We start from the raw sequence: 14490 nt of genomic DNA, 5'->3' as shown, positions 1-14490 counted from the left end.
GCTGAAACTTATCTCTCCGTAAAAGTATTGAGATAAGGACTAACCTGTCAGAGAGTCTCTCAAATGTTTGCAGCACGAACGATGGAAACATCTTCGGGTTGTGAGGTTAAGTGACTAAGCGTACACGGTGGATGCCTAGGCAGTCAGAGGCGATGAAGGGCGTGCTAATCTGCGATAAGTGTCGGTAAGCTGATATGAAGCGTTACAACCGGCAATACCCGAATGGGGAAACCCAGTGCAATTCGTTGCACTATCCTGTCATGAATACATAGTGGCAGGAGGCGAACCGGGGGAACTGAAACATCTAAGTACCCCGAGGAAAAGAAATCAACCGAGATTCCCCCAGTAGCGGCGAGCGAACGGGGAACAGCCCAGAACCTGAATCAGGGTGTGTGTTAGTGGAAGCGTCTGGAAAGTCGCGCAGTAAAGGGTGATAGCCCCGTACACTAAAATGCACATTCTGTGAGTTCGATGAGTAGGGCGGGACACGTGACATCCTGTCTGAATATGGGGGGACCATCCTCCAAGGCTAAATACTCCTGACTGACCGATAGTGAACCAGTACCGTGAGGGAAAGGCGAAAAGAACCCCGGCGAGGGGAGTGAAATAGAACCTGAAACCGTGTACGTACAAGCAGTGGGAGCCTTCTTAATGGGGGTGACTGCGTACCTTTTGTATAATGGGTCAGCGACTTATATTTTGTAGCAAGGTTAACCGAATAGGGGAGCCGTAGGGAAACCGAGTCTTAACTGGGCGTCTAGTTGCAAGGTATAGACCCGAAACCCGGTGATCTAGCCATGGGCAGGTTGAAGGTTGGGTAACACTAACTGGAGGACCGAACCGACTAATGTTGAAAAATTAGCGGATGACTTGTGGCTGGGGGTGAAAGGCCAATCAAACCGGGAGATAGCTGGTTCTCCCCGAAAGCTATTTAGGTAGCGCCTCGTGAACTCATCTTCGGGGGTAGAGCACTGTTTCGGCTAGGGGGCCATCCCGGCTTACCAACCCGATGCAAACTCCGAATACCGAAGAATGTTATCACGGGAGACACACGGCGGGTGCTAACGTCCGTCGTGAAGAGGGAAACAACCCAGACCGCCAGCTAAGGTCCCAAAGTCATGGTTAAGTGGGAAACGATGTGGGAAGGCACAGACAGCCAGGATGTTGGCTTAGAAGCAGCCATCATTTAAAGAAAGCGTAATAGCTCACTGGTCGAGTCGGCCTGCGCGGAAGATGTAACGGGGCTAAACCATGCACCGAAGCTGCGGCAGCGACGCTTAGGCGTTGTTGGGTAGGGGAGCGTTCTGTAAGCCGTTGAAGGTGGACTGTGAGGTCTGCTGGAGGTATCAGAAGTGCGAATGCTGACATAAGTAACGATAAAGCGGGTGAAAAGCCCGCTCGCCGGAAGACCAAGGGTTCCTGTCCAACGTTAATCGGGGCAGGGTGAGTCGACCCCTAAGGCGAGGCTGAAAAGCGTAGTCGATGGGAAACAGGTTAATATTCCTGTACTCGGTGTTACTGCGAAGGGGGGACGAAGAAGGCTAGGCTAGCCGGGCGACGGTTGTCCCGGTTTAAGCGTGTAGGGGGTGTGACCTGGTAAATCCGGTTGCATATCAACCCTGAGGCGTGATGACGAGTCACTACGGTGGCGAAGTGGTTGATGCCCAGCTTCCAGGAAAAGCCTCTAAGCATCAGGTAACACAGAATCGTACCCCAAACCGACACAGGTGGTCAGGTAGAGAATACTCAGGCGCTTGAGAGAACTCGGGTGAAGGAACTAGGCAAAATGGTGCCGTAACTTCGGGAGAAGGCACGCTGGCACGTAGGTGAAGAGACTTGCTCTCGGAGCTGAAGCCAGTCGCAGATACCAGCTGGCTGCAACTGTTTAATAAAAACACAGCACTGTGCAAACACGAAAGTGGACGTATACGGTGTGACGCCTGCCCGGTGCTGGAAGGTTAATTGATGGGGTTAGCGGCAACGCGAAGCTCTTGATCGAAGCCCCAGTAAACGGCGGCCGTAACTATAACGGTCCTAAGGTAGCGAAATTCCTTGTCGGGTAAGTTCCGACCTGCACGAATGGCGTAATGATGGCCAGGCTGTCTCCACCCGAGACTCAGTGAAATTGAACTCGCTGTGAAGATGCAGTGTACCCGCGGCAAGACGGAAAGACCCCGTGAACCTTTACTATAGCTTGACACTGAACATTGAGCCTTGATGTGTAGGATAGGTGGGAGGCTTTGAAGTGTGGACGCCAGTCTGCATGGAGCCAACCTTGAAATACCACCCTTTAATGTTTGATGTTCTAACTCTGCCCCATAATCTGGGGTGAGGACAGTGTCTGGTGGGTAGTTTGACTGGGGCGGTCTCCTCCCAAAGAGTAACGGAGGAGCACGAAGGTTAGCTAATCACGGTCGGACATCGTGAGGTTAGTGCAAAGGCATAAGCTAGCTTGACTGCGAGAGTGACGGCTCGAGCAGGTACGAAAGTAGGTCTTAGTGATCCGGTGGTTCTGAATGGAAGGGCCATCGCTCAACGGATAAAAGGTACTCCGGGGATAACAGGCTGATACCGCCCAAGAGTTCATATCGACGGCGGTGTTTGGCACCTCGATGTCGGCTCATCACATCCTGGGGCTGAAGTAGGTCCCAAGGGTATGGCTGTTCGCCATTTAAAGTGGTACGCGAGCTGGGTTTAGAACGTCGTGAGACAGTTCGGTCCCTATCTGCCGTGGGCGTTGGAAGATTGAGAGGGGTTGCTCCTAGTACGAGAGGACCGGAGTGAACGCACCACTGGTGTTCGGGTTGTCATGCCAATGGCACTGCCCGGTAGCTAAGTGCGGAAAAGATAAGCGCTGAAAGCATCTAAGCGCGAAACTTGCCTCGAGATGAGTCTTCCCTGGGCCTTTAAGGTCCCTGAAGGAACGTTTAAGACTAAGACGTTGATAGGCTGGGTGTGTAAGTGCAGCGATGCATTGAGCTAACCAGTACTAATGATCCGTGAGGCTTAACCTTACAACACCGAAGGTGTTTTGGATTTGAGAGAAAAGAGTCGGTTTTCAGCGAAAGTTCCGGATTGGTTCTGATGGCTGCACGCGAGAGAAGCGTGAGCGGTTGGGATGAAACAGAATTTGCCTGGCGGCAATAGCGCGGTGGTCCCACCTGACCCCATGCCGAACTCAGAAGTGAAACGCCGTAGCGCCGATGGTAGTGTGGGGTCTCCCCATGCGAGAGTAGGACACTGCCAGGCATCAAATAAGGTCGAAAGCCTCATGCGAAAGCATGGGGCTTTTTGCTTATCTAGAGAATTTTGATTTCGTAAAAAACCTGAAAAGGAAAAAATCACCATCCGTTTCTCCTTACCAACCATTCGGTGATAAACAGGGCGATCATTTCAGGCTGATTGATATTCAGTAGCGGTAGTGCTAATTTTTCAATTTTCTTATCGCTGGCTACGGCAATAACGTACTTATCCAACATGGTTGCTAGAGGTTTCCCTATTTCCTCACGATAAAGAAGAATTTTATTGATTGGTTCATGCTTGAATCCTTCTACTAGGATCAAATCTACTTTGCTACCATCAAATCTGCTGGCCAAGTATTTTAGATCCAGCGCTTTTTGTTCTGGCGTTTCCGTCATTAATGCCCAGCGTCGATCGCTGGCGACTAATGTTTGCTCTGCACCCGCTTTACGCAGTTCATAACTATCTTTACCTGGAGTGTCCACCTCCATATTGTGGTGAGTGTGTTTAATCAGACCAACACGCACCTGTTGCTGTTTTAGTAGCGGTATTAATTGTTTAAGAAGCGTCGTTTTGCCTGTACCGCTGTATGCGGCTACAGCCAATAACGGAGGTAAAGAGCCTTTCATTGATTTATTCCTTTTTCCTGTAGCCATTTCTGACAATCGTTAGGAGTATTCAAGTTGCGAAATATATCTTGTTGACTACTGAATATAATTTTTTTTGCATTAACCGCAGCCATGAATAACATCAATTTTCTTTCCCCTTGAACCAGATAATGAGTTATTTCCTTAACAAGGCTAGTGTGTAGTAGAGCGAACGTTGGGTGATCACGTTGGTCATCACTTGCATAGGCGGCGAGTGCTTTATCTTTATGTTGCCAAAGTTTTTCTACTAGATTGATGGGAAAATCAGGTACGTCACAGGGAGTAAAGACTACCCATTCTGTGCGTGCATAGGTAAGCCCTGCCAACATACCGGCTAACGGGCCAGGGTAATCTGCCATTGAGTCACTGACGACCGGTAAACCACTTTTCTGGTAACTATGCAAGTTGCGGTTAGCGCTGATGATCACATGGTTTACCTGCGGTATTAATCGCTTTAGTACGTGTTGATATAAAGCTTTATCACCCAACTGAATCAATCCCTTATCCTCGCCCCCCATTCGGATAGAACGTCCACCTGCTAAGATAACGCCAGTTATATCTGCACGCATAAATCATCATCCTGCCTCGTTAATAATGCCCGATTGTAGCGCTAAACATGCTCAGAGAGCAGGATTTACCTTTATTGACAACCTGCTTCTTTCACTGCGGGAGCAAGCCTGTTAACTTGTGGGTTTATTCGCATTACGGGATGATATTGCAATGAAAACGCATCGTGTAAATGAATTAATCGAGCTACTTCAGCCTGCTTGGCAACAGGAACCAGATCTCAATCTGATTCAGTTTTTGCAAAAACTGGCTAAAGAGGCGGGATTTCAGGGGAATTTAGCCGATCTCAGTGACGACATTTTGATTTATCACTTAAAGATGCGCGGTAGCGCTAATACTGATCAGATCCCGGGCTTGAAGAAAGACTACGAAGAAGATTTTAAAACTGCGTTGTTACGTGCTCGCGGCGTGATAAAAGATTAACATTGACGATGAGCCATCCAGTAGTGGGATTAGTCCTACTATTTCTCATTCTTGGCACTGTGTTGTCATCTGGCGGACTGAACGGTTGTTATGAACAGCTCAGCATTTAATTTTGAAACCCTTTCTCCAGACCTGATTATGGATGCATTGGAGGGAGTTGGTTTACGCATAGATTCTGGGCTGACAGCGCTGAATAGTTATGAAAATCGCGTTTATCAGTTTATGGATGAAGATCGTAAACGTTATGTAGTGAAGTTTTATCGGCCTGAGCGTTGGAGTGCAGTGCAAATTGATGAAGAGCACCAGTTCGCATACGATTTATTTCAAAACGAAATTCCAGCTGTTGCGCCACTTGTTTTACAAGGAAATACCTTGCACACGCATGCAGGATTCCTTTTTACCGTATTTCCGAGCGTGGGTGGTAGGCAGTATGAGATAGACAATCTTGAACAACTGGAATGGGTGGGCCGTTTTCTTGGCCGTATTCACCAAGTTGGCAGAGAGAGTCTGTTTATTGAGCGACCGACTATGGGAATTGAGGAGTATCTCGCTGCGCCACGGCAGGTTTTGGCCAGCTGTGATTTGGTACCCAAGGCACAGCGAGATGCTTTTTTACACGCTACCGATACGCTTATTGCTGCCATTAAGCCGCATTGGCAGCCGAATTGGCAACCGCTACGTCTGCATGGTGACTGCCACCCGGGTAACATTTTGTGGCGTGATGGACCATTATTCGTTGATCTTGATGATGCACGTAATGGGCCAGCAATACAGGATTTGTGGATGCTGTTGCACGGTGAACGTCGCGAGCAACTGATGCAATTAGACATTTTACTGGAAGCTTATAGTGAATTCGCCGAATTCGATCAGCGGGAACTGACGCTGATTGAACCACTTAGGGCGATGCGCATGGTGTATTATCTGGCCTGGGTAGCTCGCCGCTGGCAGGATCCTGCATTCCCTAGAAATTTTCCGTGGATGGTGGAGTCTGATTTTTGGCTATCTCAGACCGCCGCATTTATTGAACAGGTTAAGCTGTTACAGGAACCGCCTCTGCAGCTGATGCCAATGTATTGATACCTTAAAATAATGGAGAGTTGAGTTTTATGAAGAAAATTTTATTGGCGCTCGTTGGTATCGTGATGGCATTCAGTGCCTCTGCTGCGCAATTTAGCGATGGTACTCAATACATCACTTTGGATAAACCTGTGACAGGTGAGCCACAGGTACTCGAGTTTTTCTCTTTCTATTGCCCACACTGCTATCAGTTTGAAGAGATTTACCGCATCCCTGATGCAGTGAAAAAAGCACTGCCCGCAGGGACAAAGATGACTAAGTACCATGTGGAATTCTTGGGGCCAATGGGTAAAGAGTTGACTCAGGCCTGGGCTGTGGCGATGGCTTTGGGAGTGGAAGACAAAATTACTCATCCTATGTTTGAAGCCGTTCAGAAGACTCAAACCTTACGAACCCCAGATGATATCCGCAATGTATTTATCAAGGCCGGAGTATCTGCCGAAGAGTATGACGCTGCACTTAATAGTTTTGTAGTGAAATCTCTCGTGGTTCAACAGCAGAAAGCGGCAGAGGATTTGCAGTTACGTGGTGTCCCAGCGATATTTGTAAATGGCAAATATATGGTCAAAAATGATGGGCTAGATACGAGCTCAATGGATGCTTATACGAAGCAATTTGCTGATGTTGTTAAGTTTTTGAGTGAGCAAAAGTAATCTGAAGCAAAAGCGCCGGGTAACCGGCGTTTTTTCACTATAATCTGCATTTGAGCGCGTTCAAAAGTACGGTCTTTTTCTGGCTTAATGTATTAAGTCAAAGCTGGAGTTGATGCCGTAAAATGGACTCTTTCTATACCGAAGTTAGTGTGTTGGAAAACTAGGCAGCGTCCCTCAATTGCCGGTGGTGCAGTCGCAGACCTAAAAGCCCGTTATCAAGCGGAGGGTGAAGGGCGGAGTGGCCTTTTGTTCAAGCCCGACAATACAGATAACAGGATTCTGGGACGTGGGGCCATTGGCTGCTTTGTTCGCCGCTTATTTGGCCCACCTAACCTTGCGGTTCACGTCTTGCTCTGCGCGCAAATTACCGCCAGCGACGATCGCGTGCAATTAAGGGACACAGTCTAGGAAATAACGTGAATTTTCTAGAGTAAGGTTACAGGTAACGAAGTGAATCTGGATGGGTAACGGTATTGTCATGGTAATAGCTAGGAGAGTATAAATGTGCAAATAACAGGGAATAATAATTTTGATATGGGTTAAGTACTTGTCGTAGATTTAGATATTCTCACATAGGTTGGTACGCATTTCGTAAAAGATAATGTATTTAAAAGTAAGCGTTTTAGCCTGAAATAAATACTCTCTTGCGACGTTGGCGTCTAGAGTTTTGAATCCTACACAAAGCCGAAAATGATTGTTAACGCGGATAAAATCTGATTCAACTTATATCCACAAATTGGACTAAAGACGATAAAATTAAAAAACACGGAAAACTTAATTCAATACCATGATTTAAATGAATATTTTAATAATGGTTATAGCAAATGGGTTATTGTTATAATTTTAATGCTAATTTATGCACAAAGTTATCCACAGCAAAGATCTTGCGGATCACGCCTCAAAATTCCATCTATTTACCTTTTATCGTTCACTAGAGTTCGTCACCAGCGGCTAGCTATGGCATGCTTACCTCAGTCATTTTCACGAAAAAGAAACGTTATGGCCCAGATTGCAGAAAACCCATTAATCCTGGTGGATGGTTCCTCTTACCTTTACCGTGCTTATCATGCTTTCCCACCGCTGACCAACTCTTCCGGTGAACCGACTGGTGCGATGTATGGTGTGCTGAACATGTTGCGCAGCCTATTGCTGCAGTACAACCCTAGCCATGTTGCGGTGGTGTTTGATGCCAAAGGAAAAACCTTCCGTGATGAGCTGTTCGCTGAATATAAGTCACATCGTCCCCCCATGCCTGACGATTTACGCGCGCAAATCGAACCCCTACATCAAATGGTAAAAGCCATGGGGCTCCCGTTACTGGTGACACCAGGGGTGGAAGCGGATGATGTGATCGGTACTTTGGCACAAGAAGCAGAGAGAGCGGGTCACGCGGTATTGATCAGCACAGGTGACAAAGATATGGCCCAGTTGGTCACATCAAACATCACTCTGATCAATACAATGAACAATACCATTCTTGGTCCGCAAGAAGTTTGCGACAAATATGGTATTCCACCAGAACTGATCATCGATTTTCTGGCGCTGATGGGGGACTCATCGGATAACATTCCTGGCGTACCGGGTGTGGGGGAGAAAACGGCTCAGGCGCTTCTTCAAGGGCTTGGCGGTTTGGATCAACTTTATGCCAACCTGGAGAGCATCGCTACGTTGAGTTTTCGTGGTGCTAAAAACATGGCCGCCAAGTTGGAACAGAATAAAGAGGTGGCTTACCTCTCTTATAGACTGGCGACGATTAAGACCGATGTTGAGTTGAACATGAGCTGCAACGAATTGGCGGTTAGCGAACCCGATGTCGACCAATTGCAGGCGTTATTCAAGCGATACGAATTCAAACGTTGGATAGCAGATGTTGAAGCAGGTACCTGGCTTGAAAGCAAAGGGGCTGGTCGCAAAGCGACTGCTGCAACAAAATCAGCTGCATTCAATGATGTTCCTAAAGCTGCTGTTGAAGCGACCTTATCACAAGAGAAGTACGTCACGATCCTGGATGAGGGAACATTTGCCGATTGGATACAACGCTTGAAAAAAGCCGAGGTTTTTGCCTTTGATACCGAAACTGATGGTCTCGATACGTTGACAGCTAATCTGGTTGGGTTGTCCTTTGCTATAGCGCCTGGGGTAGCGGCCTATCTGCCGGTTGCTCATGATTACCTGGATGCGCCAACACAGTTGGATTGTGCCCAGGTGTTGGCAACGTTGAAACCGTTGTTGGAAGATGAGAAAGCGCTGAAAGTTGGGCAAAACCTGAAGTTCGACAAGAGCCTGTTGGCACGTTATGGCATCGATCTGCGTGGTATTGCCTATGACACTATGCTTGAGTCCTATGTTCTCGACAGCGTCGGTGGTCGTCACGATATGGATAGTTTGGCCGAGCGCTACCTGGGTCATAAGACGATTACCTTTGAAGAGATCGCGGGTAAGGGCAAGAACCAGCTCACATTCAACCAGATCTCACTTGAACAGGCTGCGCCTTATGCTGCAGAAGATGCTGATGTTACGCTGCAATTGCATCTGGCGATGTGGCCACAGCTGAAAGAGAACAAAGGGTTGCTGACGGTATTCAATGAAATTGAAATGCCACTATTACCTGTGCTCTCTCATATCGAACGTACCGGCGTTTTGATTGATCCCAACATTCTTTCTGCACACTCTCAAGAGTTGACCAAACGCCTGACAGAGCTTGAAGTTCAGGCTCATGACTTGGCTGAAGAACCGTTTAATCTAGCTTCAACCAAGCAGTTGCAGGCTATTCTGTATGAGAAACAAAAGTTACCGGTACTGAAAAAAACGCCGGGTGGGGCTCCATCCACGAATGAAGAGGTATTGGCCGAATTGGCTTTGGATTACCCGTTGCCAAAAGTGATTTTGGAATACCGTGGCTTAGCGAAACTGAAGACGACCTACACTGACAAGCTACCGCTGATGATCAACCCGGTCAGTGGGCGTGTACATACGTCCTATCATCAGGCTGTAACGGCTACGGGGCGCCTTTCTTCCAGCGATCCCAATCTGCAGAACATTCCTGTACGTAACGATGAGGGGCGCCGTATCCGCCAGGCGTTTATCGCACCGGAAGGTTATCGTATCGTTGCTGCTGACTATTCACAGATTGAACTGCGGATCATGGCACATTTGTCACAGGATGAAGGGCTGTTGAAGGCTTTTGCCGACGGTAAAGATATTCACCGTGCAACGGCAGCAGAAGTGTTTAGTATGGCACTGGATAAGGTGACTAACGAACAGCGTCGTAGTGCCAAAGCGATTAACTTCGGCCTGATCTACGGGATGAGTGCATTTGGTCTGGCACGGCAACTGGGGATCCCACGTGGCGAAGCCCAACGTTATATGGATCTTTACTTCGAGCGTTATCCTGGTGTGTTGGAATATATGGAACGCACTCGGCAACAGGCTGCGGAGCAGGGGTATGTCAGTACACTGGATGGACGCAGGCTCTATCTGCCGGATGTTCGTTCCAGCAACGGTATGCGTCGTAAGGCGGCGGAGCGCGCAGCGATTAACGCCCCAATGCAAGGGACTGCTGCAGATATCATCAAGCGCGCGATGATTGAGGTGGATGCCTGGCTGCAAGGTCAGGATAAGCCGCTCGTGCGTATGATTATGCAGGTGCACGATGAACTGGTATTTGAAGTTCATGAGTCTGCGATTGAAACTGCCTGCCAGCGTATTCACGAATTGATGGAAGGCTGTATGACGTTGGCGGTACCACTGAAAGTGGATATTGGCATTGGTAAAAATTGGGATGAGGCCCACTGATAGGCTAGAGATATTTTGCCAGTGCGAGGCGTTCTCTTTAACTGGTGATAACCTAAGCATTTTTGGTAATTGAGCTACAATATGTCGCCAAAATCGTCGTTATCAACGCTTTTTTATGTAAATAAACTACAAAAAAATCTTTTTCAGCATGAAAAAATAATGTAGAGTTAGAGGTGTAGGGTACAGAGGTAAGATGTTCTATTTTTCAGACCTTTTACTTCACGTAATCGGATTTAGCTGAATATTTAGCCGCCCCAATCAGTTTTTGATTGGGGCGTTTTTTATTGTTAATAAATGAGAAATCACTGCATTTTATCGCTTAAGTTGCATGATGAGACTGCTTTTGACGGCTTTACTTTATTATTTCAATCAAAAATGTAATTAAATAACAAAAATGGCAGAATGGGGCAGAAAACTGGCATAAAAAACCGATGTATCTGCATCGGTTCTTTGGTGAGATCGGTTATATCTCGCGGCCTAAATCGCTTTCAGGCAACACTTCTGGCGGAATTTCGCTGAACCAGGTATTCAACTTCTGGCTAAGTTTGTCGATTCCGATTTTCTTTGGTGAAGAGAAAGCTTCTACTTGGATGTCGCCCATAAACGGTAATACAGCTTCACGTACCATATTCAATTGCGCCTTGCGTGCACCAGAGGCGAGCTTATCGGCTTTGGTCAGCAGGACCAGCACGGGTGTACCGACATCTACAGCCCATTGAATCATCTGTTGATCCAGATCTTTAAGAGGGTGACGGATATCCATTAGCACCACCAGGCCTTTCAGGCAGTTACGCATCTGCAAGTATTCACCCAGTGCCCGTTGCCATTTGCGTTTCATTTCTTCTGGTACTTCCGCGTAGCCATAACCTGGCAGGTCGACCAAACGAATACCTTCTTCCACTTCAAACAGATTGATCAGTTGAGTTCTACCTGGTGTTTTACTGGTACGAGCCAGGCTTTTCTGATTAGTCAGGGTATTTAGTGCACTAGACTTACCGGCGTTGGAGCGACCGGCAAATGCAACTTCAATACCTTCATCCCCCGGAAGATGGCGAATATCGGGTGCACTGGTGACGAAGTGAGTCACATGATAGTTATAATTCTTGATGGTCAAAATTTTTCGTCTCCGTGAGGATGGCTATCTGGTTGGCGATTATAACTGCATCAGCCGAAAAAGGGTGTGTTTCTCGTTTTCAAGAATTTCGCTGTGAATAATTTGAGGCAAAGTGACACATCCAATGTGAGACATTTGCCATTCAAAAGGGGGGTAATATCGCTTTGTTATAGGCTTTTTTTTGTTTTTTTGTTGAAAAACAATGTCTTATATATTATAAGAGAAATATATTGTTGTAATCTAGTTGTTACTACCTTGAGCGCGACGCATAAAAGCGTAAAGTAGGTTCCAACGCAGGAGCGAAGGAAAAAGGAACATCCAGGAAGGGTGACAAATCTCAGGGAATAATGCACAGGGTGTGTAATGAGTACCAGGATGATGTCAGATGGAACTGAAGCTATGTTGTACCGGAGTGTACAGATAGCCTACAGATAGCCTACGGATGGTCGAGTAATTGCAATTAGGATGCACGCGGGATGCGCACTCAAGAAGAGTGGAAGCTTATGGATTGCACCACGGATGAATTCTCCTTAAGGATGAAGGATGTAGTCTCAGGGAACACAGTTACTGCAGATGGAAAAACCGGGATGTTGAGTGTACGCACGGAGTGCGAATTTGGAATATCCTTCATTTGAAGGTGCGAAATAGGCAGCAGGTTTAACCTGCTGCCTTTTTTCTTTGTCTGCTTTCTGCTAGATTCCGCCGCAATCGTATAGCAATTCTATACTGACTCTACACACCTAAGAGCAAGAGCGCATACCATGAACCAGCCATCAAAATCACCTCGTGCCCCACGCAGCAGTGCGGGAACGCAAAAAAGTAAAAAGAAAAGCCGTGTCGAGCTCGATCAGGAAGCTCGCGAGCGTAAGCGTCTTAAAAAACGTCGTGGCCATGCATCTGGTTCACGTACCCAGGTTGATTCTGACAACCAGAAAAATAAAGCTGCAGCGCAGCCAAAAGATCCACGTATTGGCAGTAAAGTGCCCGTAGCGCTGGTGGTTGAAGCCAAGATAAAAACTAAACCACAGCCGAAACCACAGGCAGAAAAAAAACCGCGTCTTACCCCAGAAGAAGAACTGAGCAAACTGGAAAACGATGAACGTTTGGATGCATTACTTGATCAACTCGATCTGGGAGCGACTCTGAGTGCAGAAGATCAAAGTTATGTTGACCAAACCTTGGATCGTATCGATGCCTTGATGCAACAATTGGGTATTGAATTGGGTGAGGATGATGAAGAAGAAGTAGAAAAGCAGGAAGATATTCTGAGACTGCTGAAAGGCGGTGATCCAAAAGGCGCATTTTAACGAGCTATGTGGTTTATCGTAATAATAGCCCTACTATTGGCATGTTATCTGCTGTGGTTATTCAGTAAACTATGGCGACTGTCGAAACGCAAAGCGCGTATTCGCACCGCATCTGCGGTCATACAGCGAAGACACTCGCCCATTCTCCGACCTGTTAGAAAAAAGAAACCTGGCAGTTTTTAAGTTGCAGCTAGGTGACAATAGAAACACCAATCTACCGGGAGCAGAGTTGAAAAAGGGGGACGTAGTCGGGCATAAAACAATGGGTAGACCGTAAGGAGTTCGCAAGCATGCCGGAACAGACAATTGTCTGGGACTTGGCCCTGATCCAAAAGTATAACTATTCTGGGCCGCGTTATACCTCATATCCTACAGCATTGGAGTTTAACCAAAGTTACGATGAAACTGCATTCTTAAATGCAGCTTCTCGTTACCCTGAACGTCCTCTTTCGCTGTATGTACATATCCCTTTCTGCCATAAGCTCTGTTACTTCTGCGGCTGCAATAAACTGGTGACGCGCCAAACACACAAGGCTGATGAATATTTGAATGTGTTGGAACGTGAGATCACCGCTCGTGCGCCGTTATTTGCTGGCCGTAAGGTCAGCCAGATACATTGGGGCGGTGGCACGCCAACCTATCTTGATAAGCAACAAATTCGCCGATTAGTGGCTATGCTGCGGCAGCATTTTGATGTCCTGCCGGAAGCGGAGATGTCGATCGAAGTTGACCCGCGTGAAATCGAACTGGATGTGCTGGATCACTTACGTGCTGAGGGTTTCAACCGTCTCAGTATGGGGGTGCAGGATTTTAATAAGGAAGTTCAACGTCTGGTTAATCGCGAACAGGATGAAGACCTCATTTTTGCGTTGATCGAACGTGCTAAAGCTTTGGGGTTCAATTCTACCAATATCGACCTGATTTACGGCCTGCCAAAGCAAACTCCCGAGAGTTTTGCTTTCACGCTGCAACGCGTAGCCGAGTTGAACCCGGACCGCCTGAGTGTGTTCAACTACGCACATCTGCCGACGTTATTTGCAGCTCAACGCAAAATCAAAGATGCCGATTTGCCGAGTGCTCAGCAGAAGCTTGATATTCTTCAACAAACCATTGCTTCACTGACAGAGTCGGGCTACCAGTTTATCGGTATGGATCACTTTGCCCGGCCAAACGATGAACTGGCCATTGCCCAGCGTGAAGGTAAGTTGCACCGTAATTTCCAGGGTTACACCACGCAGGATGATAGCGATCTGCTGGGATTAGGGGTTTCTGCAATCAGTATGCTTGGCGACAGTTACGCGCAAAACCAAAAAGAGTTGAAAGTGTATTACGCTAATGTTGAAGAGCGGGGTAACGCCCTGTGGCGAGGTTTGGCGATGACAGAAGACGATAGCCTGCGTCGTGACGTAATAAAGACGCTGATTTGTAATTTTCAGATTATTTATCAATCTATTGAGCAACAGCATGGGATCGTGTTTGCTGATTATTTTTCAGAAGATCTGGAATTATTAGCGCCTTTTGAACGTGATGGGCTGGTGGTGCGTGATGAACAAGGGATCCGGGTAACGCCGCGTGGACGTTTGCTGATCCGCAATATTTGTATGTGTTTCGATATTTACCTGCGTAAGCAGGCACGTGCCCAGCAATTTTCTCGCGTTATCTGACTG

Annotated in this window: 9 protein-coding genes and 2 rRNA genes; 8 read left to right on the top strand and 3 right to left on the bottom strand. The window is 47.2% G+C overall.

Annotated features, from left to right (window positions below; genetic code table 11):
• The first annotated feature begins 104 nt into the window (after positions 1-104).
• Positions 105-3014: ribosomal RNA gene (locus tag OK023_RS17245) — 23S ribosomal RNA — on the top strand.
• A 119-nt stretch (positions 3015-3133) separates the two neighbouring features.
• Positions 3134-3249: ribosomal RNA gene (gene rrf, locus OK023_RS17240) — 5S ribosomal RNA — on the top strand.
• A 92-nt stretch (positions 3250-3341) separates the two neighbouring features.
• Here rrf and mobB read toward each other — a convergent pair.
• Both mobB and mobA read right to left on the bottom strand, forming a co-directional pair.
• Positions 3342-3869, bottom strand: coding sequence for a molybdopterin-guanine dinucleotide biosynthesis protein MobB (gene mobB, locus OK023_RS17235; protein ID WP_317693863.1), 528 nt, complete (start codon positions 3867-3869; stop codon positions 3342-3344).
• The gene (mobA, locus tag OK023_RS17230) at positions 3866-4456 is read right to left on the bottom strand and encodes a molybdenum cofactor guanylyltransferase MobA (protein WP_317693862.1); all 591 of its coding nucleotides are present in this window, start codon (positions 4454-4456) and stop codon (positions 3866-3868) included. The genes mobB and mobA overlap by 4 nt, the downstream gene beginning before the upstream one ends.
• Positions 4457-4607: 151 nt before the next feature.
• On the opposite strand from mobA, the gene OK023_RS17225 reads away from it, so the two are divergent.
• From OK023_RS17225 to polA, 4 genes are all read left to right on the top strand, one after another.
• A complete protein-coding gene (locus tag OK023_RS17225) occupies positions 4608-4877 on the top strand; it encodes a YihD family protein (RefSeq protein WP_317693861.1) in 270 nt (89 codons plus the stop codon).
• Positions 4878-4967: 90 nt separating this feature from the next.
• Positions 4968-5954 (top strand): serine/threonine protein kinase, encoded by a 987-nt coding sequence (locus tag OK023_RS17220; RefSeq protein ID WP_317693860.1) that lies wholly within the window; start codon positions 4968-4970, stop codon positions 5952-5954.
• Positions 5955-5983: 29 nt separating this feature from the next.
• On the top strand, positions 5984-6607 hold the full coding sequence (dsbA, locus tag OK023_RS17215; protein ID WP_317693859.1) for a thiol:disulfide interchange protein DsbA: 624 nt from the start codon (positions 5984-5986) through the stop codon (positions 6605-6607).
• Between the two features lie 999 nt (positions 6608-7606).
• Positions 7607-10402, top strand: coding sequence for a DNA polymerase I (gene polA / locus OK023_RS17210; RefSeq protein ID WP_317693858.1), 2796 nt, complete (start codon positions 7607-7609; stop codon positions 10400-10402).
• 463 nt (positions 10403-10865) lie between these two features.
• Here polA and yihA read toward each other — a convergent pair whose 3' ends face one another.
• Complete coding sequence (gene yihA, locus OK023_RS17205) at positions 10866-11516, bottom strand: ribosome biogenesis GTP-binding protein YihA/YsxC (RefSeq protein ID WP_317693857.1); 651 nt, start codon at positions 11514-11516, stop codon at positions 10866-10868.
• Positions 11517-12277: 761 nt separating this feature from the next.
• Between yihA and yihI the strand changes: the two genes are divergently transcribed.
• Together yihI and hemN are read left to right on the top strand one after the other, a co-directional pair.
• Entirely contained in the window at positions 12278-12823 is a 546-nt protein-coding gene (yihI, locus tag OK023_RS17200) for a Der GTPase-activating protein YihI (protein ID WP_317693856.1), read from the top strand.
• A 290-nt stretch (positions 12824-13113) separates the two neighbouring features.
• Positions 13114-14487, top strand: coding sequence for an oxygen-independent coproporphyrinogen III oxidase (hemN, locus tag OK023_RS17195; protein ID WP_317693855.1), 1374 nt, complete (start codon positions 13114-13116; stop codon positions 14485-14487).
• The last annotated feature ends 3 nt before the right edge of the window (positions 14488-14490 follow it).

It is taken from the genome of Serratia sp. UGAL515B_01 (assembly GCF_033095805.1).
Lineage (GTDB): Bacteria > Pseudomonadota > Gammaproteobacteria > Enterobacterales > Enterobacteriaceae > Chania.
Note: the sequence above shows the minus strand (reverse complement) of the source record. Positions and strands in the feature narration are given on the sequence as shown.